Genomic DNA, 25,693 nt, shown 5'->3' with positions numbered 1-25,693 from the left:
TTGCGCTTTCACAGTTACTATCAGTTTACATAACGGTTCGGTGAAAGGGCACGAAGCGGTGCGTTTTGCCGGACCGTTCTGTATATGCGGACAGCTGTCGTGCACTGCGGGGGGAGAACAGGCAGTATTTTAATAGGAGGAATAGCATATGGTACGGACATTCGCGGCAATTGATGTCGGTTCCTTTGAACTGGAGCTGGGCATTTATGAAATTACGGACAAGGGCACGGTCCGCTCAGTGGACCAGGTGAAGCATATGATCGCGCTGGGCAAGGATACTTACAATACCGGCAAGATCAGCTACCGGCTGGTGGAGGAGATGTGCCAGGTTCTGCAGAATTTTGTACGGATCATGAAGGAATATCAGGTGAAAGAATACCGGGCTTATGCAACCAGCGCCATGCGGGAGGCAAGAAACAGCCAGATCGTATTAGAGCAGCTTCGGGTGCGGACCGGAATTGATGTAAAGATCATCAGCAATTCGGAGCAGCGTTTTATCAGCTACAAAGCCATTGCGGCAAAGGACGCAGAGTTCCAGAAGAATATCCGGCGCGGTATGGCAATCGTGGATGTGGGCTTTGGAAGCATGCAGGCATCCCTGTTTGACAAGGATGCACTGGTTTCCACCCAGAACCTGCCGCTTGGCGTGCTGCGCCTCCGGGAACTGATCGCCCATGAGAAGCTGACCCAGCAGGGTGCCCAGAACCTGATCGCAGAGCTCATCGACAATGAGCTGGTGACTTACCGGAAGATGTACTTAAAAGACCGGGAAATCAAAAATCTCATTGCCATCGGTGAGCCGATCCTTTCCCTTTATTATAAAATGGCAGAGGGAAACCGTTCCGAGCAGATCACGATCCAGGAATTTAATCGTTTTTATGAGCGCTTAAAGAGCATGACTCTCGCGCAGACGGAAGACTTTTTTGATGTGAACGAGGAGTATGCAAGCCTGATGTTCCCGGCCGCCGCTATTTATAAGCGTATGCTGGAAATCACGGAAGCAGAATTTATCTGGGTGCCGGGCATCCGCATGACAGACGGTATGGCGGCGGAATACGCGGAGGATAAAAAACTCATCCGTTTTAACCACAGCTTTGAGAATGATATCATCGTTGCTTCCCGAAACATGGCAAAGCGTTACAAATGTTATATGCCTCATATCCAGAACGTGGAGGAGGCGGCCCTGAAGGTCTTCGACAGCCTGAAAAAGTATCATGGCCTGGGACCGCGGGAGCGGCTGCTTTTACAGATCGCAGCGAACCTGCATTCCTGCGGAAAGTTTGTGACCATGCGCGGGGCTGATGAATGCGCCTATAATATGATCATGGCAACCGAGATCATTGGCCTGTCCCATGTGGAGCGTGAGATCGTAGCGAATATCGTGAAGTATCATCAGCAGAAGTTCCGTTACAATGAAGTGGAGGTATCGGCAAAGCCATCCAAGGACAACCGTCTGGTGTCTACGGAGGATCTTTCTATTGTCATTGCCAAGCTGACGGCGATTCTGCGGCTGGCCAATTCCATGGACCGTGGACATACCGGGAAATTAAAGGACTGCCGTCTGAATGTGAAGGACGGACATCTGGTGATTCAGACGGACTGCCCGGCAGATGTAACGCTGGAGTCCATATCCATTGTGGATAAGGGCGAGTTCTTTGAGGAAATCTTTGGGATCCGTCCGGTCTTAAGACAGAAAAGGAGGGTGTAAGCCATGCCGGAGATTGATGAGAAGTATTTGAAATCGGAAAATTATGTAAATCGCGAAATGAGCTGGCTGGAATTTGATTTCCGCATTCTGGGGGAGGCCAGGGACAAGGCAATTCCGCTGTTTGAGCGACTGAAGTTTTTAAGTATTACATCGTCCAACCTGGATGAGTTTTTCATGGTGCGTGTGGCATCCTTAAAGGACATGGTACACGCCAAATATAAAAAGGCTGATATTGCAGGCTTAAGAGCCGATCAGCAGCTGGAGCTGATCGGGGAGAAGACCCATGAGCTGGTCAATCTCCAATATTCCACCTATAACCGTTCTCTGCTTCCGGCCTTGAGGCAGCAGGGACTGCAGCTCATCTGCGAGCATGAGGAGCTTTCGGAGGCAGATGGTGCCTTTGTGGACAAGTTCTTCCATGAGGATGTTTATCCGGTACTGACGCCTATGGCAGTGGATTCCTCCCGCCCGTTCCCGCTTATCCGCAACAAGTCCTTAAATATTGCGGCACTGGTGCAGAAAAAGGACAGCCGGGATGAGGAACTGGAATTTGCCATGGTGCAGGTTCCGTCAGTGCTGCCGCGAATCGTGGAGCTTCCGGCAGGACCGGATGGTGAGCGCAGGGTGATCCTGTTAGAGGAAGTTATTGAGCGCAATATCAAGGATCTGTTTTTAAACTACAACATTGTCACTGCCCATCCGTTCCGGATCATGCGGAACGCGGACTTTACGCTGGATGAGGAAGAGGCAGAGGATCTGCTGGAGGAAATCCAGAAGCAGCTGAAGAAGCGCCAGTGGGGTGAAGTCATCCGTCTGGAGGTTGAGGAAAAGGTAGACAAGCGTCTGCTTAAGATCTTAAAGAGAGAGCTTTCTGTCAGCACTGAGGATATTTACGAGATCAGCGGTCCGTTGGATCTTACATTTCTCATGAAGATGTATGGCATGAGCGGCTTTGACCACTTAAAGGAGCCGTCCTATACACCGCAGCCGGTTCCGGCCTTTATGAATGAAGATGACATTTTTACCAATATCCGAAAAGGTGATATTCTCCTGCATCATCCATACCAGACCTTTGATCCAGTGGTAAATCTGGTGCAGAAGGCAGCAAAGGACCCGGATGTCCTGGCAATCAAGCAGACCCTGTACCGCGTCAGCGGTCATTCTCCGATCGTGGCGGCCCTGGCTGAGGCAGCCGAGAACGGCAAGCAGGTATCGGTCCTGGTAGAATTAAAGGCGCGGTTTGATGAGGAGAACAACATCAACTGGGCGAAGAAGCTGGAGAAGGCCGGATGTCATGTGATCTATGGTCTGGTGGGCTTAAAGACCCACTGCAAGATCACACTGGTGGTGCGCCGGGAGGAAGACGGTATACGCCGTTATGTGCATCTGGGAACCGGAAACTACAACGATTCCACAGCAAAGCTCTACACGGACTGTGGCCTTATGACCTGCCATCCGCTGATCGGTGAGGATGCTACCGCGGTATTTAACATGCTTTCCGGCTATTCCGAGCCACCGACCTGGAATCGCCTGATCCTGGCTCCGCTGTGGCTGAGAAACCGCTGCGTCCGTATGATCCGCAGGGAAACCATGCGGGCAAGAGAGGGAAAACCGGCCCACATCATGGCGAAGATGAACTCCCTCTGCGACCAGGAGATCATTGCATGTCTGTATGAGGCATCCTGCGCCGGTGTGAAGATTGAGCTGGTAGTCCGTGGTATCTGCTGTCTGAAGGCAGGCGTACCGGGCTTAAGTGAAAACATCAGCGTGCATTCCATTGTCGGAAACTTCCTGGAGCATGCCCGCATTTTCTACTTTGAGAACGGCGGAAGCCCGGAGGTGTACATGGGAAGCGCCGACTGGATGCCGCGCAACCTTGATAAGCGCGTGGAGATTATGTTCCCGGTGGAGGATCCGGCTTTGAAGGAGCAGGTTGTTCATATCTTAAAAGTACAGCTGGAGGACAATGTGAAAGCGCATATCCTGCAGCCGGACGGCACTTATGAGAAGATTGATAAGCGGGGCAAGGTTCTTGTGACTGCCCAGAAGCAGTTCTGTGAGGAGGCCATAGCCATGGCGGAGGCTGCCGTGCAGCAGGATGACGTGCACAATACCCGGGTGTTTGTACCGGCGGAAAGCAATTAGTATTTTGTCTGTCCCTGGTATTCTGCTTCGTAATTTGTTACCAGTTCAATAAAATATTTTTCCGGCTTGCTTAAGTAGGTTCCCTTTAAGTAAGCCACGCCCCGGTGCCATATCTCATGGGGCGAAACGGAGAAGAAGACAATGTCCGGATTCGGCTGCGCGTAAGACTGCGGCAGGAATACCGGACATTGCTGGTTTTTGGTCATGTTCAGCATCGTGCGGTTGTTGCCGGTCTCAAAGAGAATTTTGGGGCGGATGTTGTTGTAAAGGAAAGTACGGTCCGCCAGTTCCCGGCTCAGGGTGTCACGGGTGGGGAGCACAAAGTAATCCTGACTCAGCAGGGATAAGTCCAGATCCGGCAGTGTTTTCCAGCTTTCTTCCCCGGCCAGATGGGCCAGCGGGTGACTGGCAGGAAGCGCAAGGACCAGATACTCCGCGCCAAAATCCCGGTATTCCAGATCCGGGTTCTGCTTGCCGGTGGCGTAGGCCACGCAGGCCAGAGTGATTTCTTTCTGTAAAAGAAGCTGTTCCATCTTTTTGATGCGGGCCTCATGAATGCGGAAGGTGATGCCCGGGTAACGTTTGTGGAACACCGGATAGAGGTCGGAAAACATCATGGAACCGCGCTCCGGGGTGTAGGCCAGTGCAATCTCCCCCACGGTTTCATCCGCAATATCATGAATGATTTTATAGGTTTCTTCTTTCATATCTATCATCTGATGGGCAGTCGCCAGATAGATCCGGCCGGCAACGGTGGGGATCATCTGGCGTTTTTTTCGTTCAAAGAGCGGCATGCCAAGCTCTTTCTCCAGTTTTAGAAGCTGCTGGTTTAAAGCAGACTGGGTGATAAATAATTTTTCTGCCGCTTTGGAGATGCTTTCCTCCTGTTCAATGGCAATGATGTACTCGATTTGTCTCAGATCCATAAAAAACAATTCCTCCACTCTGTTAATTATCTGACAATGCAAAAACCCGGATTTTAATGAAAAACTATTAATTTAACTAAGATTTTGAATAAAAACACATAAGTTGAATTAAGAATATTTCTCAATTATACTAGGGCCATACAAAGAACTCAAGCAGAAAATGAGAAATAAAGAGCAGAGTGAAAGGGGAATATTCAAATGGCATTTCGTTGTACACCGCCGACCAAGGATCCGGTAGCTACCCTGGCTTACCGTCCGTGGGAACTGGCAATCAAACCGTTCCAGGTTGCGCCGCAGACCTGGTATGTAGCAGGACAGACCTGGGTGGGCTGTTATTTAATTGACACAGGGGACGGGCTGATCCTCATCGACACGGCAATCGCGGAGAGTGCTTACATGCTGGTGGATTCCATCTACCGTCTGGGCTATCGTCCGGAGCAGATCAAAAAGATCCTCATCAGCCACGCGCACTTTGATCACTGTGGAGCCGCAGCTATCATGAAAAAGCTGACCGGCGCAGAGATGTACATGTCTAAAGAGGACTGGGAATTCATGAAGGCCTGCCCGAAGGAGACCATCGACATCGACAAGGATTCCCATCCGCAGTATTTCGAGCCGGATTGTTTCTATTCCGATGAGGAGCCGATTACCCTGGGCAATGTCACCATACACAGCATGCTGACTCCGGGTCACACCATTGGCTGCACCTCCTTCTTCTGGGAAGTGACTAACCCGGCAAACGGAGAGCGCTATGTGGTGGGCATGCACGGCGGTGTGGGCGCCAACACCATGAATGACAAGTATTACGCTCAGAGTGAGTATCTGACTCCGGACCTGCGTGACCGCTTCCTGGCAGACGCGGAGAAGGTCGGCAATATCCATGTAGACATTGCCCTGCCGAGTCATCCGAACCAGATCGAGATCACAGACCGGGCCGGACAGTACACCGACGAGTCTCAGCCGTTTTTGGATGACACCATCTGGAAACAGTTCGTGGAAGAGCGTGTGCGCCAGGTACGCGCGATGATGAAGTAACAGAGAGAAAGCATTCAAAGGAGAAGAGAACATGGAAATGTATATTGTACTTGCGATTACACTGTTCATGATGGTGATGTTCATCTGGAACAAAGTGCCGTTCGGCGTTACCACCATGACCTGCTGTCTGCTGCTGGCTATGTTCGGAATCGTAGATATTCCGAAGGCGTTTGGCGGATTTGGAAACAAGATTGTTGTATTGATCGCGCCGATGCTGGTACTCAGTGGCGCACTTGGCAAGACCAGTCTGGTTATGAAGATCAGCAGCGTGCTGAACGCAGCAAAGGGAAAACGCGGAACCGTCCTGATTCTTGTTTTCTATGCAGTCGGCATGGTAATGGCTCAGTTTATCCCGACAACCGCAGCAATCTCCATTCTGGTTATTTTCCTGTTAACCCTGGACAATGCCGGAGATATTACACCGAAGCGTCTGCTTCTTCCGCTTCTTGGTGTTATGGTCGGATGTAAATTCCGTTTCCCGGTGGGCCTGGGTGCTACCACCTTTGCTACCTTAAACGGTATGTATGAGGGAGTCATCGGTGATCATCCGGAGTATATGCTTTCCATGCTGGATCCCTTCAAGGTTGCCATCATCCCGATGGTGGTACTGACCATTTACTGCCTGTTCGCATGGAAGCTGATGCCGAAGGAAGAAGGAATCAATCAGGATGCCCTGAAGAAAACATCCACCGAAAAACAGCTCACCGATGCGCAGGAAATGATTGTATACGGAGTATTCGTAGTCGTTATGCTACTGATGCTGTTAAACAAGTACACTGGCAATATGCTTTATCTGGCTCCGGCCGCAGGCGTTCTGGTTCTGATCTACACTAAAGTAGTTTCCGTTCCGGAGGCAGTAAAAGGCCTGACTGCGGATATGACCTGGATGCTGGCTGGCGTTCTGATCGTGGCAGACGCCCTCGGTTCCACCGGTGCTGGTGATATGATCGGAAACGCGATCTTATCCATTCTGGGTGAGAATCCAAGCTCTGTAACCGTTATGTTTGTATTCTCCTTTGCAACCGTTATCATGACTACTTTCCTGTCCAACATGGCAACCCAGTCCGTGCTGATCCCGATCGCGGCATCTGTAGCACTGGCAGCCGGATGGGATCCGAGAGGCCTGGTTCTGATCATCGGTACCTGCAATTACTATGCTCTGGGCTTCCCGTCCGGTTCCGGTGAGGCAGCTGTCTGCTTCGCAGCCGGTGGTTACAACCCGTTAAAGGTTATGAAATTTACCTTCCCTTATATGATCATCGCAGCGATCAGTACCGCGGTTTCCGCGCAGCTTCTGTTCCCGCTGTACTAATTGAAAATATGTTCAGAGAGGCGTCCCGCTTTTGGGGCGCCTTTTGACGTTTCCGGCTTTTCCTCTTCTTACCGGAAATGTAATAAAAAAGTAAGACGGGAAGGCTTCTTTTATGGTACACTAGAGAAAGAATAAAACGGGATCCGCATAGCCTGGCGGTTTCCCGAATAACGATAGATACACGAGGAGGAATCAGTCATGGCAGAAACCAACATTCTGGTAGTAGACGATGAGCAGGAGATCGCGGATCTGGTAGAAATTTATCTGGTCAGCGACGGCTATAAGGTATTTAAGGCATCCAATGCCCAGGACGGTCTGGATATATTAAATAAGGAGGATATTCATCTTTGCCTTCTGGATATTATGATGCCGGGTATGAACGGCCTGGAGATGTGCAAGAAGATCCGTGAGACCAACAACATTCCGATCATCATGCTGAGTGCCAAGTCCACCGATCTGGATAAAATCCTTGGTCTTGGAACCGGTGCAGACGATTATGTGGTAAAGCCCTTCAACCCGCTGGAGCTGACAGCCCGGGTTAAATCCCAGCTGCGCCGCTACACGCAGTTAAACCCGAACAGCAATGTGCATGAGACCGTAAAGAACGAGATCAGCATCCGAGGCCTTACGATCAATAAAGACAACCACAAGGTGACGGTGTACGATGAAGAAGTCAAGCTGACCCCGATCGAGTTTGACATCCTTTATCTTCTGGCCTCCAACCCTGGCAAGGTGTTCAGCACGGATGAAATCTTTGAGAAGGTCTGGAATGAGAAGGTCTATGAAGCCAACAACACTGTTATGGTACATATTCGTCGCCTTCGCGGTAAGATGAAGGAAGACGAGCGCCAGGACAAGATCATCACCACAGTGTGGGGGGTAGGATACAAAATTGAAAAATAACGGCAGAAAAAGTGATTTAAGCCACCGCTATCATACGCGGGTCATAGCCAACATCATCTACAGCACCCTGGTAGCCTGCCTCATCGATGTGTTCCTGGTCACAAACCTGACCATGCTGGCCGAGTATGCGAAACGCTCCGAGCAGTCCAGCGCTTTCTTAAATATGGTGGCGCAGTCGGATGTAGTGGTGGTTCTGGTTTATGTGCTTGTCGGCATTCTGGCTTTTGCTGTGACATTTCTGCTTCTTCAGGAAAAATCTGCTGCCTATATCAGCCATATTTCCGATGCGATAGAACGAATTTCCGATGGAGACTTAAATACGCAGGTGGAAGTAGTGGGGGATGACGAGTTTTCTTCCATGGCTTCCAACTTAAATAAGATGGTGGAGGATATCCGCCGCCTGATGGATAAGGAACGCGAATCTGAGCGCACCAAAAATGAGCTGATCACCAATGTGGCTCACGACCTGCGCACACCGCTGACTTCCATCATCGGCTATCTGGAGCTGTTATCCGGCCCGGTAGTCCTGCCGCCAGAGATGCAGAAAAAATACATAGACATTGCCTACAGCAAGGCCAAGCGTCTGGAAAAGCTCATTGAGGATCTGTTCGGATTCACTAAGATGAATTACGGAAAGCTGGCCATGCACGTGTCTAAGGTAGATATCGTCAAGCTTCTGGGACAGCTTTTAGAGGAATCCTACCCGAATTTTGCCAACAAGGGCCTTTCCTATGAGCTCCAGAGCAATGTGCCGGCCAAGATGATCACGGCAGACGGCAACCTTCTGGCCCGTCTGTTTGATAACCTGATCGGCAATGCCATCAAGTATGGCGCGGAGGGCAAACGGATCCTGGTGAAGGTCATGGCTGATACCGATGAGGTACAGGTTTCCGTGACCAACTATGGTTATGTGATCCCGGCGGAGGAGCTTCCCCTGATCTTTGACAAATTCTACCGGGTTGAGCAGTCCCGCTCCACCCACACCGGCGGAACCGGGCTTGGACTTGCTATTGTAAAAAATATCGTAGACATGCATGGCGGGACCATTACGGTAAAGAGCGACTTAAACGGTACCGTATTCACGGTAACCCTGCAGGTGGATTTTGATGTAGACAAGGAACATTTTTAAACAATTTTTTGGAGAATTTTGATGTGGATGAATAAAAAAAATTTTTCAGGCATCCGGATGGTCAGACCTCTGAAAAGGATAGCAGTCTGTTTGGTGGCTGCCGGCCTTTTGGGTGGTCTGGCTTTTTGTGCTCCGGCCCGGGCGCAGGATGATCCGGTAAGTATGGGTGTGAGCTATGGCTATGAGGACAGCGCCAAGGGCGGACGTTACCTGCCGGTGAATGTCACCATACAGAATAACCAGGAGACTCCGGTTGAGGGTACCCTGCAGATCAAGACCCGGGAGTCAGACCAGACGATCTACCGTTACGATTACAGCGTGGAGCTGGAGGCAAAGGGTACTGCCGATACGCGCTATTATATCCCGCTTGGCACGGCGGCGGATGAGCTGGTGCTGTCTCTGGTGGATGATTCCGGAAGCATACTTCTGAACCACAAGGTAAAGCTGAATGTAAGTCGCGATGTGCCGGAGCTTTTTGTGGGAGTACTGTCGGACAAACCGTGGGAGCTTCATTATCTGAATGGTGTGGGAATCAACTACAGCACCCTGCGCACCCGCACTTTCGAGCTGGACGGCAGCAATTTCCCGGAGGATGAGGTAGGCTTAAGCCTTTTTGATGTGCTGGTGGTCAATGACTACAGGCTCCGCGATCTTTCCGGGACCCAGACAGCTGCGATCATGAACTGGGTCCAGGACGGAGGTGTGCTGATCCTGGGAACCGGCGACCGGGTAGATGACACTCTGGGCCGTTTTGCGCCGGAGCTTCTGGACGATTCTTATGGAACTCCGAATATTACCCATATCAATCTGGCGGAAGAGTTCACTGCGGTGAACGAGCCGGGAGCCGGGATGTTAGCGATCTCCTGTGTGGATGTGCCGCTGCACGGCGGCAACGTAATCCTCTCCAGCAACGGTTTTTCGCTTTTAACGGCAGCGGCGAAGGAGCAGGGGCTGGTGGCTGTGGCGGCCTTTGACCTGGGAGATATCGCAGAGTTCTGCGAAAAACAGACCTCCTATGTGGACTACATGTTTACCAGCCTTCTGGGGGAGGAGCGCATCAACCAGCTTGCCGAGGTGGTTTACAGCGGCAATTCCGGCCGGTTCTGGGCAGTTCAGGGTCTCATCAACACAGGAGATGTGGATAAGCTGCCTAATCTCTGGCTCTATGTGGGGATAACCGGTCTGTATCTGCTGCTTCTTGGCCCGGGACTTTATCTGTTCCTACGCGGTCGCGGCCTTCAGAATCTGTACCGCAGAGGTGTGGTGATCATGGCTCTGGGCTTTTCCGGTCTGGTGTATGTGCTTGGCATACCGACCCGCTTTCGTTCTACCTTTTATACCTATGCGGCCATTCAGGATGTGACTGATGACTATATTACGGATACCACATACATCAATATCCGCAATCCATATAACCGCCCATACACTGTGGAACTGGATCCGGGATACCGTCTGCTTCCGATCACGCGGAGCAGTCAGTACACCGTGGGTGGCCAGTCTCTGGATGTGGATGAGCCATATCAGATCGCCATACAGACCAGTGAGGATGGGCTGACGGTAAAGGGGCAGAATATATCTGCATTTACACCGCGCTACTTCTGCCTGGAGCGGCGCACGGAGAATACCGGACGGGTGGGAATCACCGGGGAGGTGGATTATTTTGAGGGGCAGATCCGGGGAAGTCTGACAAACCAGTTTCCGTATCCGATCGAAAATGTGACTCTTGTGCTGTACGGAAACATGGTGCAGCTCGGGCGCATGGAATCCGGCGAGACTAAAAATCTGTCAGATCATGAGCTGCTCCGTTATCCGCTTGGTGATTCCTATCTGGCCGCAGAGCATATCTCCGGAGAGGATGCCTACGCTTCGGCAGATATCCGCAACCGCAGCTATATGCTGGCGGTGGAGCGCTCCAATCTGACCCGGTTTTACCTGGATAACTACTTAAACGGCTACACGGCAGATGCCCGCGTCATTGCATTCAGTACGCAGAAGGAAGAAAGCCAGTTCTTAAAGAATCCGTCCGAGGAGACCTATGGCATTACCATGCTTACCCAGACGATTCCGGTCAATGCTTCCAGAGACCGTTCTATTTACCGTTCCGTGCTCATGAAGAAACCAAAGGTAATGGGCGGCAGCTACGATGCGGAGACCAACTCTATGAGCGGTGCAGAACCGCTGACGCTGGAGTATCAGTTTGGAACCGACATCGAGGTGGAGAGCCTGACATTTGAGAGCGTTTCGGAAGAATTTGCTGCAGCCGGAAACGGCCTAAGCCGTATTTTTACCGGAAGCATTTATTTCTATAACTACGCGACCGGAAATTTCGATAAAATGGAGCTGGAAGAAACTACGCTGGATGTAGAGCAGCTAAAGCCATATCTTTCACCGGGCAACACGCTGACAGTGCGTTACGCCTACAATGGAGGAGGATTTGATGCGATTCAGCTTCCGATGCCGATGGCAGCAGGGAGGGAACGCTGATGTTAAAAATTCAGGGATTACATAAAAAATATGGAAATTACCATGCCCTGGACGGACTGGACATGGAGATAAAGAACGGCGCCCTGTTTGGCTTTGTCGGACCAAACGGTGCCGGAAAGACGACCACCATCAAGATCATGACCGGTTTGTTAAAGCCGGATCAGGGCGTGGTGGAGCTGGATGGCAAAAATATGCTGACGGATACGCTGGATCTGCGCAGGCGGATTGGCTACGTGCCGGATCATTTTGGCCTGTATGACAACTTAAAAGTATCCGAATACATGGAATTTTTTGCAGCCTGCTACCATCTGGAGGGCTTTGCGGCACGGAAACGAGCCAGCAGCCTTTTAGAGCAGGTTGGGCTGGGAGAGCGCAAGGATGCGTTTGTGGACGGACTTTCCCGCGGCATGCAGCAGAGACTATGCCTGGCCAGGGCACTGATCCATGATCCGGAGCTTCTGATCATGGATGAGCCGACGGCCGGACTGGATCCGAGAACTCATCTGGAATTCAGGCAGATGGTCTGGGAGCTGCATGAGCAGGGCAAGACCATTCTGTTAAGCTCCCATAACCTGGCAGAGCTTTCTGAGCTCTGCACGGATATCGGCATCATTGATGCCGGGAAGATGGTGCTCTCCGGCAGTATGGATGAGATCATGGAGCGGATCTACACATCAAAGCAGATCATCATCAGTGTGCAAGATCAGATGGAAAAGACTCTGGCCTTTTTAAAGGAAAGTCCTATGGTGCGGACCATTTCCATCTGCGAGAAAGACATTATGGTGGGATTTATCGGCGATGAGCGCCGGGAGAGTGAACTGTTAAAGCAGATGATCGAGGCAGGCATTCCGGTACGCGGTTTCATGCGGGAGCCGGGCAGCCTGGAGTCTATCTTCATGCAGATCACAGATCATAATAAGGAAAAGGTGGTGCTGTCCTATGAAGACGAATCCGGTCTATAAGCGGGAGTGCATGGTGAGCGCCAGAAGCTTTAGACTGGCGCTGGTGCTGCTGGTTTTTAACGGGATCCTGGCGCTGGTGGCACTGTTAAACATGTATTCGGCGCTGGCCCAGGTACGGCTGACAGCAGAAGTGCAGTATACAGGCTTTCTGGATCTGTATATGTTTGTGGCGTCGCTGGAATTTCTGATGCTGATCCTGATCATGCCGGCACTGACGGCGGGAAGCATCAGCGGAGAACGGGAGCGTCAGACACTGGATCTGATGCTGACCACCTGCATGACACCGGCAGATATTGTGCTGGGTAAGCTGGAGGCAGCCTTGGGGACCATGTCCCTTATGGTGGTGTCCAGCCTGCCGATCCTGGCGATGGTGTTTGTGTACGGCGGTGTGGCGGCATCAGATCTGATTCTTCTGGTGTGCTGCTTTTTTGCGGCGGCGGTGTTTATGGGAAGCATCGGTCTGTGCTGTTCTGCCCTGTTTCGCCGGACTACAGCGGCCACGGTAGCGGCTTATGCGGTAACGGCGGTGCTGACAGCAGGAACCTGCGGTATCAATTACCTGGTAACCTATATCAACCAGATGCGGATCGGGGAATATCTGGCATCGGCGGAAGTCGGAGGGGGATCCGGCGGATCCGGAAGCCTGCTGTATATGCTGCTGCTGAACCCCATTGCCACCTTCAGCCAGGTTATCGGACGGCTGACCGCCAGCAATCAGAGCTGGGCACAGGTGGGAACCTGGTTCGGCAACGAGGCAGACAACCTCCTTATCGGCCAGTGGATGGGCGTGAGCATGGTGCTGCAGATGACGCTGGCCATTGTGCTTGTGCTGTGGACGGTACGGAGTGTGGAGCGGAGTAAATAAAAACAGGCCCGTGAAGCTGCAGAAAATGCAGCTTTACGGGTCTGTTTTTACAATTTACATGAGATGAAATTTCCGGCACAGACGCAGGATACGCATGCCGAACGGCATATCCGGCAGCTCCTGTGCAGTTACCGTCCGGGTCAGCACGATCAGGAGGCCGTAGACAATCATAGCCACCGGAACACTGATGAGGAGTCCGATCTGGTAATAGCCGGTCACTTTATTGACCAGCGCATAAATCAGGAATGCGATCGCGCCCATGACAGCCGCGCAGATACAGGGAAGCAGGAAGGTGGTCCTTACCTCCTGGCGGTAATGCAGGGCTTTGCCGATAGCATGCCAGTTCAGCAGACACACTACCAGGGCAAAGGTCACATTGCCGATGACAAGGCCGTACACGCCCAGGTTTAAATACTTTAACATCACATACACCAGTGCCGCGTGAATCACCAGGGAGATGGCGGAGTGGGTGACGGATTTTCTCATCAGGTCAATTCCCTGAAGCACCGCATTGGTAACGGTAGAGAGGGAGAAGAAGATGACGGCTGGTGCGCCCAGCATCAGCAGGTTTCTGGTCAGATCCCGGCTGTCGCGGAAGATGAGCCGCAGGACCGGAGAAGCCAGTGCCGCCATGCCAAAGGCACAGGGAATGGCGATCAGCATATTGAACTTGATGGTCAGGCGGATCTTGTACATGACATCGGTGTGGTTCTTCTGGGCGCGGGAGCGCACAATGCTTGGGATCATGGAAGTTCCAAGGGAAGAAGCCACTGCCACCGGTACATTGGAAAGCAGGCGGTACTTGCCGCCGTAGATGCCGAGCAGAGAGAGACGTTCTTTCTCAGTCAGACCTTTTCCACTCATCAGGAAGCCGAACATGGAGTTATCCACAGAACCGCTTAACTGATACACAAACTGGCTGAGGATGATAGGTGTCAGTGTCAGAAACAGTGCCGTGTATACATGATTCCAGCTTTCCAGGCGGTCGGCCTGGGGACGATGCAATGCCTTTGCATTTTGTCTGCGGTATAAAAACATCAGAAGAGCCAGGAACACGAAGGCAGCCAGTGCACCGGAAAGTGTACCCAGAGTACCGCCTGCAGCACCGTAAGCCGCCGGAGTTTCCCGGTTCGCGAACCAGTGCATGAAGGTGAAGGAGGCAGCCACACTGATGATGGCATTGACAACCTGCTCAATGACCTGGGAAATTGAGGTCGGCACCATGTTGCCAAGACCCTGGAAATAGCCGCGCACCACGCCCATAACGGAAAACACCAGAATGGTCGGTGCCATGACCTTTAATGGCAGGGCGCTGTTGGGGCTGTTGAAGATATGAACCGTGATCCAGTCTGCGCCAAATAGTAAAATCGTGGTCATTAGGCCCCCGGCCACAAGACCAAAGAGCAGTCCGGCCTGAAAGACCCGCTGCACATCCTGGTTTTTGCCGTGCACACGCCGTGCCGCGATCAGCTTGGAGATTGCCAGCGGCAGGCTGTAGGAGGACAGGATCAGTCCAATGTTGTAGATTTCGTATGCGGTGTTATAATAACCGATTCCCTCATCGCCGATGGCCCGGGTCATGGGAATCTTGTAGAGCAGTCCGATAAAACGGACAATGATACCGGCCGCGGCCAGAATACTCCCCTGGACCAGGAAGTTGCCGGAGTCGGATTTTTCCTTATTGTTACTCATACCTAAGCTTCTCCTTTTGTAATTGCGCCTGGACAAAACCACATCGTATATTGAAAGTTTTGCCGGAACAGTAACAGTATATCCCATTGGGGTTCTGAATGCAATGCACAAAAGAAACAGGAAGCAGCCCTGCGCATGGAAATGAAACCGGAGATATGCTATAATGAGCGATACGTGATTTATATTTTGTTTTACGAAAGGAATTGCTGCAATATATGAGAAATAATCAGGAATCTGTCTGGATGCTTCAGACCAAGCGGGCAGATTTTAACGCGATTGCCGCCCGGTTTCACATCAGCCCGGTAACGGCCCGTATCATAAGAAACCGCGATGTGGAGGGAGAAAAAGCCATTGACCGTTATTTAAACGGTACCCTGGACCAGCTTTATGATCCGCATCTCATGAAAGATATGGATAAGGCAGCGGCCCTGATCCTTGAAAAAATCCGGGCGGGTGTCCGTATCCGGATTGTCGGTGATTACGATATTGACGGAGTGTGTTCTACCTATCTTTTATACCGCGGCCTGACCCGTTGCGGTGCAGACGTGGACTACCAGATCCCGGAGCGCATCCGGGATGGCTATGGCATCAACGAATCCATCATCCGCAAGGCGAAGGAAGAAGGAATCGATACCATTGTCACCTGCGACAACGGCATTGCGGCCCTGGAGCAGGTGCATCTGGCCAAAGAACTGGGCATGACAGTCATTGTGACAGATCACCATGAGGTGGTACGGGATGAGGATGGCAGTCAGGTCCTGCCGGAAGCGGATGCGGTGGTAAATCCCCACCGGGATGACTGCACGTATCCGTTTGCCGGCATCTGCGGCGGTGTGGTGGCCTACAAGCTGGTACAGGTGCTCTACGAAAAGAACGGAATTCCAGAGCAGGAATGGAAAGATATGCTGGAGTTTGCGGCCATTGCCACCGTGGGTGATGTCATGAAGCTGCAGGACGAAAACCGCATCATCGTGCGCTGGGGATTAAAGCAGATCCCGCACACAGCCAGTGTCGGGCTGCGCGCCCTGGTGGAAGCCTGCGGGCTGGACATCTATGACCTGACGGCCTACCATATCGGATTTGTGATCGGGCCGTGCCTGAATGCCAGCGGACGATTAAAGACTGCGCAGCTGGCGCTGGAGCTTCTGCTCTGTGAGGAATCGAATGTCAGCGGAAGTATGAGCGGGCTTTTGGAGAAGCGTCCGGGTTCGGAAATGCAGTGCAGCTCCCGTGCTGAAGAAATGGCCGCAGAGTTAAAACTCCTCAACGAGGAACGCAAGGATATGACCCAGTCCGGCATGGAGCAGGCCTTTGAGCAGGTGGATGCTGAGCTTGCGGACGATGATGTGCTGGTGGTTTATCTGCCGGACTGTCATGAGTCTCTGGCCGGGATCATTGCCGGGCGGGTGCGGGAGGCCTACAACAAGCCCTCCTTTGTACTGACAAGGGGTGAGGACTGTGTGAAGGGCTCCGGGCGCTCTATAGAGAGCTACCATATGTATCAGGCCCTGTGCGGCGTGCAGGATCTGCTCCTGAAATTTGGCGGCCATCCCATGGCAGCCGGCTTTTCTTTAAAGGAAGAGAATATCGATGAGTTCCGCCGCCGTTTAAATGAGCAGTCCCAGCTCACCAAAGAGGATTTCATCCCGAAAATCTGGATCGATGTGGCAATGCCGCTGGAATACATATCGGAAGCACTGGTCAATGAACTGAAGGGCCTGGAACCCTTCGGCCAAGGAAACGAAAAGCCTCAGTTTGCCCAGAAGAATCTCCGCATCCGAAGCGTGCGTGCCATCGGACGAAACAACAATGCGGTCCGCATGACGGTGGTAACCGAACAGGGCCGTCCTATGGAGGCCATGGTGTTTACCGTGGCAGATCAGTTTGTGGAAGAAGCAAAGCAAAGCAGAAGTATCGATGTGATCTACTATCCGGATATCAATGAGTACAATGGAAACCGGACACTGCAGATCGTGGTGCGGGCGTACAAACTGCATTCTTAAAGATTTTTCTTTATGATTCTCACAATTTTTTGTACAGACTCATAATTGCTTGACACTTAGAAAACGCTGTACTATAATCGAGCGTAAATAACCGCGAAGGCGCTGGGCTGACCAGTGCCTTTGTCACAACGTGGCGGCCTGTATTCTACGGGAATCGTTGTGTCACAACAAATGCAAAGGAAAGCAACTGCCTGAAAGGTATCAGAGAGGGTATTTGCGGAAAAGGAGACAAAGCCCATGGTTAATGAGGTAATGAAATTTATCGAAAACTATGACCCGGAAGTCGGCAAGGCAATTGAGCAGGAAGCCGCACGTCAGAGAAGAAATCTGGAGCTTATCGCTTCAGAAAATATCGTATCTGAGCCGGTCATGATGGCAATGGGAACCGTGCTGACCAACAAATACGCAGAGGGTTATTCCGGAAAGCGTTATTATGGTGGATGTCAGTATGTAGACGTGGTAGAGACTATCGCAATTGAGCGTGCAAAGAAGCTGTTTGGCTGTGAGTACGCAAACGTTCAGCCGCATTCCGGCGCACAGGCAAACATGGCAGTATTCCTGGCAATGTTAAAACCGGGAGATACGGTGTTAAGCATGAGCCTTGACCATGGCGGCCATCTGTCCCACGGAAGCCCAGTTAACTTTTCCGGCCTTTACTTCAACATCGTGTCCTACGGTGTTAACGATGAAGGCTTCCTCGATTACGACCAGGTAGAGCGTCTGGCAGTTGAGCACAAGCCAAAACTGATCCTTGCAGGTGCAAGCGCATACGCAAGAGAAATCGACTTCAAGAAGTTCCGCGAAATCGCAGACAAGGTTGGCGCATATTTAATGGTAGATATGGCACACATCGCAGGTCTGGTAGCAGCAGGCGAGCATATGAGCCCGATCCCGTACGCAGATGTGGTAACCACCACCACTCACAAGACCCTGCGCGGACCGAGAGGCGGCATGATCCTAGCAAGCAAGGAGTCTGCTGACAAGTTCAACTTCAACAAAGCCATCTTCCCGGGAACCCAGGGCGGTCCGTTAGAGCATGTGATCGCAGCAAAGGCAGTCTGCCTGGGTGAGGCATTAAAGCCGGAATTCACCGAGTACCAGAAGCAGGTCCGCAGGAATGCAAAGGCACTGGCAGCAGCACTGGTGGAGAAGGGATTTAAACTCTTAACCGGCGGCACTGACAACCACTTAATGTTAGTAGACCTGCGCGGCATGGACATCTCCGGTAAGGAGCTTCAGAACCGTTGTGATGAAGTCTTCATTACCCTGAATAAGAATACTGTTCCGAATGAGCCGAGAAGCCCGTTCGTAACCTCCGGTGTCCGCATCGGAACCCCGGCTGTTACTACCCGCGGCTTAAAGGAAGAGGATATGCCGAAGATCGCAGAGTGCATCTGGCTGGCAGCAACCGATTTCGAGAACAAGGCAGATTACATCCGCGGCGAAGTAACCAAGCTGTGCGAGAAATATCCGCTGTACGAATAATTTATATGTAATTTATTACAGACCCGTGAGACCGCAGAAAATGCGGCTTCACGGGATTTTTTTTGATTGTTAAACGGTTTTACACCGATTTTACATTCCCCCTCTTTTTGATTTTACATTCGGATTTTACAATGCAGTTGTGGTTGAGAGATGGAGAACATGAAAGCCACGATAACATAGAACGTAATAAAGAATATTCATAAACAGAGAGAAGAGGAGAGAACGTATTATGAAGAAAACATTAGCAATGGTATTAGCAATGGGTATGACAATTGCGAGCCTGACAGCATGCGGCGGAAGCAAACCGGCAGAGACGACTGCTGCAGCAACCGAGGCAGCAAGTTCTGCGTCTGACACTAAGGCAGAGGCCACTGAGCCGGCCGGCGGCAAGGCAGAGGGCCCGATTACCGTAGTTTCCCGTGAGGATGGTTCCGGTACCAGAGGCGCATTCATCGAGCTGTTCGGCATTGAGAGCAAGAATGATGCTGGCGAGAAGGTAGACAACACCACCGAAGATGCTGAGATCACCAACAGTACCTCCGTTATGATGACCACTATCGCAGGCAATAAGGGCGCTATCGGATATGTTTCTCTGGGTTCCTTAAATGATACCGTAAAAGCAGTTGCCATCGATGGTGCAGATGCAACGGTAGATGCTATCAAGGCAGGCGAGTACAAGGTAGCACGTCCATTCAACATTGCAGTCAAGGATGGTTTAAGTGATGCTGCTTCTGATTTCATCAGGTTCATCATGAGCGAGGATGGCCAGAAGGTGGTTGAGGACAACGGTTATATCAGCCAGGGCAATGAGGGTGCATACACCGCTACCGGCTTAAAGGGCAAGGTTGTTGTAGCTGGTTCTTCTTCTGTAACTCCGGTCATGGAGAAGCTGAAAGAGGCCTATGCAGCTGTAAACCCGGATGTTGAGATCGAGGTTCAGCAGTCTGATTCTACCACAGGTATGACCTCTGCGATCGAGGGCGTATGTGATATCGGTATGGCATCCAGAGACTTAAAGGACAGCGAGCTGGAAGCCGGCTTAACCCCGACTGTCATCGCTATGGATGGTATTGCAGTCGTAGTCAACAATGAGAGCCCGGTTAGCGAGCTGACCAGCGAGAACGTAAAGGACATCTTCACAGGCGAGATCACCGACTGGGCAGATGTTCAGTAAACAGCATGACTGTGAATAGCAGTCTGCCAGAACGCTACTGAAACGAAAAAACAGGAAGCAGGGCAGCAGGAAGACATCGTTGTGGCAGGATATAACCCGTGACGAAATAACACTGCGGCCCTGTTTCTATGTAAAGCATGCCGGATATGATGTAATTTCTTCTCCCGGCAACAGAAAGAAAGTGAGAATCATGAAAAATCTGAAAGAACAGCTTATGCATATGGTGTTTCTGCTGAGTGCCTGCGTATCCATTCTGTGTGTGGCCATGATCTGTGTCTTCCTTTTCGCAAACGGAATTCCGGCCATCGGAAAGATTGGCATATTCCAGTTTCTGGCCGGTGAAAAGTGGAAGCCGGGCAACAATATCTTCGGTATTCTGCCTATGATCCTCGGCAGCATTTATGTCACTGCGGGCGCGGTCCTCATTGGTGTGCCGATCGGAATCCTGACGGCGGTATTTATGTCAAGATTCTGTCCGAAGCCGGTGTATAAGGTAGTAAAACCGGCGATCGATCTGTTGGCAGGTATTCCATCGGTTGTATATGGCTTCTTCGGTATGGTCGTTATCGTGCCGGTCGTATCCCAGCTTTTTGGCGGAAGCGGAAAAAGCATGCTGACTGCATCGATCCTGCTCGGAATCATGATCCTGCCGACCATCATCGGTGTTTCGGAATCTGCCATCAATGCGGTGCCGTCCAGCTACTATGAGGGTTCTCTGGCACTGGGAGCCAGCCATGAGCGCAGCGTATTCTTTGCAACACTCCCGGCAGCAAAATCCGGTATCCTGGCCGGTGTGATCCTGGGTGTGGGCCGCGCCATCGGCGAAACCATGGCCGTCATTATGGTAGCCGGAAACCAGGCACGTATGCCGAAGGGTATCCTTCAAGGTGTCCGCACCATGACTGCCAACATTGTTCTGGAAATGGGCTATGCAACGGACTTACACCGGGAAGCGCTGATCGCCACGGCGGTAGTTCTCTTTGTATTCATTCTGATCATTAACCTGTCGTTTTCAATCATCAGCAGAAAGGCGAATGCATAATGGAAGCAGCTATGGAAAAGAAAAATATGGAAATTCAGGCAATCAACCATCAGACCATTGGTCAGCGGTTGAAATCCTATAAACGCAGTCCGCTGTCACTGGTGCTTTTACTTCTGGTATCGGTATCTGCACTTCTGACAGTGCTGACACTGCTGTTTTTAATCGCGTATATTCTGATCAAGGGAATCCCCTATCTGACTCCGAGCCTGTTCGCATGGGAATACACAACGGAAAATGTATCCCTGATGCCGGCTCTGGTCAACACGATAGTCATGACAGGGCTTTCTCTGCTGATCGCAGTTCCTCTCGGCATTTTCGCAGCCATCTACCTGGTAGAATATGCGAAGCGCGGCAACCGGCTCGTGAGCATTGTGCGGATTACCGCTGAGACCCTGACCGGCATTCCTTCTATTGTATATGGTCTGTTTGGATTTCTTTTATTTGCCGTGGCACTGGGCTGGTCTTACACCATCCTGGGAGGTGCCATGACGCTGGCGATCATGATCCTTCCGACGATCATGAGAACCACGGAGGAGGCTCTCAAAGCTGTCCCGGATTCTTACCGGGAAGGAAGCTTTGGCCTTGGAGCCGGACGTCTCCGCACCGTTTTCCAGGTAGTTCTGCCGTCGGCAGTACCTGGAATTCTGGCAGGTATCATTCTGGCAGTCGGCCGTATTGTAGGCGAAACTGCGGCACTGATGTATACAGCGGGAACCGTTGCAGGTATTCCATCCAACCTATTCGGCTCAGGCCGTACTCTGGCAGTACACATGTATGTGCTGACCAATGAGGGACTTTATACCAACCAGTCCTACGCCACCGCAGTTGTCCTGCTGGTGATCGTAGTCTGCATCAACGCAGTATCCGGATTTATCGCAAAGAAAGTGTCCGGAAAGGCTGCTTAAAAGGAGAACAAAATGGATAAGCTCACAATCAGCAATATGGAATTGTATTACGGCGATTTTAAAGCCTTAAAGGGAATCAATCTGAACATCCAGGCCAACGAGATTACAGCTTTTATCGGTCCATCCGGCTGTGGTAAATCTACCTTATTGAAATCCTTAAACCGCATGAATGACCTGGTCGAGGGCTGCCGCATCACCGGAAGCATCCTCTTAGACGGTGAGGATATTTACGGAGACATGGACATCAATCTTTTGAGAAAACGGGTTGGTATGGTATTCCAGAAACCGAATCCGTTTCCAATGAGCGTTTATGACAATATTGCCTACGGCCCGCGTACCCACGGCATCCATTCCAAGGCGCAGCTCGATGACATTGTAGAGAAATCCCTGCGTGACGCGGCAATCTGGGATGAGTTAAAGGACCGACTGAAAAAGAGCGCCCTCGGACTTTCAGGAGGACAGCAGCAGCGTCTGTGTATCGCGAGAGCCCTGGCTGTACAGCCGGAGGTGCTTTTGATGGATGAGCCGACCTCTGCACTGGACCCGATCTCCACATCCAAGATTGAAGACCTTGCAGTAGAACTGAAAAAAGACTATACTATCGTCATGGTAACCCATAATATGCAGCAGGCAGCACGAATCTCCGACAAGACCGCCTTCTTCCTGCTGGGTGAAGTGATCGAGTTCGGTGAGACCGAGCAGATCTTCTCCATGCCGAAGAATAAGAAGACAGAAGATTACATTACGGGGAGGTTTGGTTGATATGCGCAATCGATTTGATGAACAGTTAGAGCTTTTGAATGTAGAGCTGATCCGTATGGGGGCCCTCTGTGAGGATGCCATTTCCTATGCGTCCCGCACCCTGATGGGAGAGGGAGATTTTGCGGAAGAGGTCTACAAAGTCGATCATGAGATCGATCAGAAGGAGCGCGATATCGAGAATCTCTGCATGCGGTTGCTTTTGCAGCAGCAGCCGGTGGCAAAGGATCTGCGCCAGGTTTCCTCAGCCTTGAAAATGATCTCTGATATGGAACGAATCGGCGATCAGGCATCGGATATTGCAGAGATCTGCGGCTTTGTGGATGACCGCGAGGCAAAGAGCCGTCTTCATATCCGTGATATGGCAGACGCTACCATGCGCATGGTGACCCAGAGCATCGATTCCTATGTAAAGCGTGATCTGAACATCGCAAAAGAAGTGGTTCAGTATGACGATGTGGTCGATGAGCTTTTCGGAAAGGTAAAACAGGAACTGATCGGCATGCTGGGTTCCGGAAATATTGATGAAAAACAGGGTGAATTCTGCATTGACATGCTGATGATCGCCAAGTACTTTGAGCGGATCGGAGATCATGCAACGAATATTGCAGAGTGGGTGGAATATTCCATCACGGGAACCCATCTGGAATAGAAGGAGAACAGAAATGATCTATCTGGTTGAAGACGATGAAAGTATCCGGGAACTGGTAATCTACACTTTGCAGACCACAGGACTTACGGCAAAGGGCTTTCCCTGCGCAAAGGATTTCTGGAATGCCATGAAGCAGGAATATCCATCCCTGGTGCTTCTGGATATTATGCTGCCCGACGAGGACGGCCTGACCATCCTGAAAAAGCTTCGGGATAATGGTCCGACCAGGCGCCTTCCGGTCATCATGCTGACTGCAAAGGGAACCGAATATGATAAGGTGGTAGGGCTGGACAGCGGTGCCGATGACTATATACCAAAGCCATTTGGCATGATGGAGCTGGTATCCAGAGTACGTGCGCTTCTGCGCCGGACCGAGCCGGAAAAACGGGCGGACAGCTGTGAGGCCGGCGCCATCCATGTGGATTTAAACCGGCACGTGGTCATGGTTGACGGTCAGATCGTCAATCTCACCTTCAAGGAATTTGAACTGCTTTGTTATCTGATTGAAAACAAGGGCATGGTCTTAACCAGAGATCAGCTGTTATCCAAAATATGGGGTTATGATTTTGACGGAGAAACCCGCACGGTGGATGTCCATATCCGGACATTACGACAGAAGATTGGCGAGGCCAGCCGCTGCATTGAGACCATCCGCGGAGTCGGCTATAAGCTGGAGGATGAAACATGAAAATCAAAAGAAAAATCTACTGGAATCTGTGTCTGGTAGCGCTTTTGACCATGGTTGTATCTGCACTGATCACAGCGCTCCTGTTATGCCAGGATCTGCAGACCCAGATGCGTCATTCCGTTATGACGGAGGTCCGTTATCTGGAATCTGCCATGGAGGTGTCCGGAGAAGATTACCTGGCACACTTAAAGAGCCGCGGAGACGGTAACAGTGAGAACCGGATCACCTGGGTTGCTCAGGACGGTACGGTGCTCTATGACAGCTTTGCAGACAGTGAAAGCCTTGAAAATCATAAAGACCGGCCGGAGATCGCTGCGGCATTCAAAAACGGCCGGGGACAGAGCGTCCGCACATCCAGAACCCTTGCGGAGCAGACCTATTATTACGCAGCCCGTTTGAGCGATGGAAGCGTGATCCGGGTAGCAAGTACCACAAAAAGCGCACTGGCCACGGTCTTTCATACCGTTCCGGTCATGATCGCCATGGGTATTCTCATTGTGTTTGGTGTGCTGATCCTGGCGGAGCTTCAGACAAAGCGGATCATAGCACCGATCAACAAGATGGATCCGGACAATCTGCAGGCCGGTGAGGTTTACGATGAGCTGGCTCCGCTGGTACGCCGCCTGGAAAAGCAGAAAGAAACCATCCGTGGGCAAATGCAGATCCTACGGGAAAAGCAGGAGGAATTCTCTGCGATCACGGAAAACATGCAGGAGGGCTTTCTTGTCGTGGACAGCAGAGGCGATGTCATGTCCTACAATAAGAGTGCCACGAGGCTGCTGGGAATTCCGGTGGAGCAGACAGAGGATCACAAGGCCAATATCAATATCATCAGCCTCAACCGATCTGAGAAATTCCGACAGGTGGTAGACGGCGCCTTAAAGGGTTCCCACTGCGAGCAGATGCTGGATGTGGGTAACCGCCATTATCAGATCATTGCCAATCCGGTTGCAGAGTCAGAGGAAAGAAGCGGTGCGGTGGTCGTCATCCTCGATGTCACCGAGCAGCAGAGCCGGGAAGAGCTTCGCCGGGAATTTACCGCCAACGTCTCACACGAGCTGAAAACTCCGCTCACCTCAATTTCCGGATATGCCGAGATCATGATGAACGGGCTGGTTCAGCCGTCCGATATGGGCCGTTTCTCGGGCAAGATCTATCAGGAGGCGCAGCGCCTCATTACCCTGGTGGGTGATATTATCCGCCTGTCCCAGCTTGACGAAGAAAAAGCCCAGCTGGAAAAGCAGCCGGTGGATCTGCATATGATCGCATCGGATGTGGTAAAACGCCTGCAGGATGTGGCAAAGAAAAATCAGATCACTCTGATGCTTACCGGAAAGCCGACGGTAGTAAACGGCAATCCGCAGATCCTCGATGAAATGATCTACAATCTTTGTGACAATGCCATTAAGTATAACAAACCGTTTGGTGAGGTGGAGGTTAATGTGTCTGTGGCCAAGGAACATCCGGTGCTGACTGTCGAGGATGACGGCATCGGTATTCCGGTGGACGACCAGGCCCGTATTTTTGAGCGCTTTTACCGGGTAGACAAAAGCCACTCCCGCCAGATCGGAGGAACCGGTCTGGGACTCTCCATTGTAAAGCATGGAGCCATTTATCATAAGGCAAAGGTGGAGCTTAAGAGCGCACTGGGCGAAGGAACCACGGTGCGGATCGTATTCTGAAATAAAAATATTGAGACGGAACCACTAAAAGGTCCGAAGTTCCGGAAACCGCGTACAGAAACGCAGAAACGGTGGAATTTTGCGCTTTGTTCACTGCGCCGCTTATTGTCAGACCTGCGACCCAAACTCGCACGCCCTGCGT

The 25,693-nt window shown here is 51.5% G+C and carries 20 protein-coding genes; 18 read left to right on the top strand and 2 right to left on the bottom strand.

Annotated features, from left to right (window positions below):
- The first annotated feature begins 148 nt into the window (after positions 1-148).
- Positions 149-1,708: a Ppx/GppA phosphatase family protein gene (locus ACMP1L_RS03835; protein WP_418452046.1), complete on the top strand. Its 1,560-nt coding sequence runs from the start codon at positions 149-151 to the stop codon at positions 1,706-1,708.
- A 3-nt stretch (positions 1,709-1,711) separates the two neighbouring features.
- Complete coding sequence (locus tag ACMP1L_RS03830; RefSeq protein ID WP_418452045.1) at positions 1,712-3,853, top strand: RNA degradosome polyphosphate kinase; 2,142 nt, start codon at positions 1,712-1,714, stop codon at positions 3,851-3,853.
- Here ACMP1L_RS03830 and ACMP1L_RS03825 read toward each other — a convergent pair.
- Positions 3,850-4,779 (bottom strand): LysR family transcriptional regulator, encoded by a 930-nt coding sequence (locus ACMP1L_RS03825; RefSeq protein WP_118531494.1) that lies wholly within the window; start codon positions 4,777-4,779, stop codon positions 3,850-3,852. The genes ACMP1L_RS03830 and ACMP1L_RS03825 overlap by 4 nt on opposite strands.
- A 198-nt stretch (positions 4,780-4,977) precedes the next feature.
- Between ACMP1L_RS03825 and ACMP1L_RS03820 the strand changes: the two genes are divergently transcribed.
- From ACMP1L_RS03820 to ACMP1L_RS03790, 7 genes are all read left to right on the top strand, one after another.
- A complete protein-coding gene (locus ACMP1L_RS03820; RefSeq protein ID WP_177304208.1) occupies positions 4,978-5,814 on the top strand; it encodes an MBL fold metallo-hydrolase in 837 nt (278 codons plus the stop codon).
- 31 nt (positions 5,815-5,845) lie between these two features.
- Positions 5,846-7,126, top strand: a complete 1,281-nt coding sequence (locus ACMP1L_RS03815; protein WP_177304209.1) for an SLC13 family permease — start codon at positions 5,846-5,848, stop codon at positions 7,124-7,126.
- Between the two features lie 198 nt (positions 7,127-7,324).
- Positions 7,325-8,029, top strand: coding sequence for a response regulator transcription factor (locus ACMP1L_RS03810; protein WP_118732613.1), 705 nt, complete (start codon positions 7,325-7,327; stop codon positions 8,027-8,029).
- On the top strand, positions 8,019-9,158 hold the full coding sequence (locus ACMP1L_RS03805) for a sensor histidine kinase (protein ID WP_118732612.1): 1,140 nt from the start codon (positions 8,019-8,021) through the stop codon (positions 9,156-9,158). The genes ACMP1L_RS03810 and ACMP1L_RS03805 overlap by 11 nt, the downstream gene beginning before the upstream one ends.
- A 27-nt stretch (positions 9,159-9,185) precedes the next feature.
- On the top strand, positions 9,186-11,642 hold the full coding sequence (locus tag ACMP1L_RS03800) for a type 1 glutamine amidotransferase family protein (protein WP_418452044.1): 2,457 nt from the start codon (positions 9,186-9,188) through the stop codon (positions 11,640-11,642).
- The gene (locus tag ACMP1L_RS03795) at positions 11,642-12,604 is read left to right on the top strand and encodes an ABC transporter ATP-binding protein (RefSeq protein WP_418452043.1); all 963 of its coding nucleotides are present in this window, start codon (positions 11,642-11,644) and stop codon (positions 12,602-12,604) included. The genes ACMP1L_RS03800 and ACMP1L_RS03795 overlap by 1 nt, the downstream gene beginning before the upstream one ends.
- Positions 12,582-13,469, top strand: coding sequence for an ABC transporter permease (locus ACMP1L_RS03790; protein WP_418452042.1), 888 nt, complete (start codon positions 12,582-12,584; stop codon positions 13,467-13,469). Before ACMP1L_RS03795 ends, ACMP1L_RS03790 begins: the two co-directional genes overlap by 23 nt.
- A gap of 54 nt (positions 13,470-13,523) precedes the next feature.
- On the opposite strand, the gene ACMP1L_RS03785 is transcribed toward ACMP1L_RS03790, so the two are convergent.
- A complete protein-coding gene (locus ACMP1L_RS03785) occupies positions 13,524-15,161 on the bottom strand; it encodes a putative polysaccharide biosynthesis protein (protein ID WP_177304212.1) in 1,638 nt (545 codons plus the stop codon).
- 215 nt (positions 15,162-15,376) lie between these two features.
- On the opposite strand from ACMP1L_RS03785, the gene recJ reads away from it, so the two are divergent.
- The 9 genes from recJ to ACMP1L_RS03740 all read left to right on the top strand — a co-directional run bounded on the left by recJ (position 15,377) and on the right by ACMP1L_RS03740 (position 25,551).
- Positions 15,377-17,164 carry a single-stranded-DNA-specific exonuclease RecJ gene (gene recJ / locus ACMP1L_RS03780; RefSeq protein ID WP_418452041.1) on the top strand — a complete coding sequence of 596 codons (1,788 nt, stop codon included), beginning with the start codon at positions 15,377-15,379 and terminating at the stop codon, positions 17,162-17,164.
- 237 nt (positions 17,165-17,401) lie between these two features.
- Positions 17,402-18,649, top strand: a complete 1,248-nt coding sequence (gene glyA, locus ACMP1L_RS03775; protein WP_373242343.1) for a serine hydroxymethyltransferase — start codon at positions 17,402-17,404, stop codon at positions 18,647-18,649.
- Between the two features lie 229 nt (positions 18,650-18,878).
- Positions 18,879-19,823: a substrate-binding domain-containing protein gene (locus ACMP1L_RS03770; RefSeq protein ID WP_418452040.1), complete on the top strand. Its 945-nt coding sequence runs from the start codon at positions 18,879-18,881 to the stop codon at positions 19,821-19,823.
- A gap of 190 nt (positions 19,824-20,013) precedes the next feature.
- A complete protein-coding gene (gene pstC / locus ACMP1L_RS03765; protein ID WP_118531538.1) occupies positions 20,014-20,865 on the top strand; it encodes a phosphate ABC transporter permease subunit PstC in 852 nt (283 codons plus the stop codon).
- Positions 20,865-21,770 carry a phosphate ABC transporter permease PstA gene (pstA, locus tag ACMP1L_RS03760; protein ID WP_118732602.1) on the top strand — a complete coding sequence of 302 codons (906 nt, stop codon included), beginning with the start codon at positions 20,865-20,867 and terminating at the stop codon, positions 21,768-21,770. The genes pstC and pstA overlap by 1 nt, the downstream gene beginning before the upstream one ends.
- 12 nt (positions 21,771-21,782) lie before the next feature.
- The gene (gene pstB, locus ACMP1L_RS03755) at positions 21,783-22,532 is read left to right on the top strand and encodes a phosphate ABC transporter ATP-binding protein PstB (protein WP_118531463.1); all 750 of its coding nucleotides are present in this window, start codon (positions 21,783-21,785) and stop codon (positions 22,530-22,532) included.
- A gap of 1 nt (position 22,533) precedes the next feature.
- Entirely contained in the window at positions 22,534-23,181 is a 648-nt protein-coding gene (phoU, locus tag ACMP1L_RS03750; RefSeq protein ID WP_118531462.1) for a phosphate signaling complex protein PhoU, read from the top strand.
- Between the two features lie 13 nt (positions 23,182-23,194).
- Complete coding sequence (locus ACMP1L_RS03745) at positions 23,195-23,869, top strand: response regulator transcription factor (RefSeq protein WP_118732600.1); 675 nt, start codon at positions 23,195-23,197, stop codon at positions 23,867-23,869.
- Positions 23,866-25,551: an ATP-binding protein gene (locus ACMP1L_RS03740; protein ID WP_418452039.1), complete on the top strand. Its 1,686-nt coding sequence runs from the start codon at positions 23,866-23,868 to the stop codon at positions 25,549-25,551. The genes ACMP1L_RS03745 and ACMP1L_RS03740 overlap by 4 nt, the downstream gene beginning before the upstream one ends.
- Positions 25,552-25,693 lie beyond the last annotated feature (142 nt).

Origin of the sequence: Ventrimonas sp., from assembly GCF_048380235.1 — a bacterium.
Lineage (GTDB): Bacteria > Bacillota > Clostridia > Lachnospirales > Lachnospiraceae > Brotaphodocola.
This window is presented reverse-complemented; position numbering and strand designations above follow the sequence as displayed.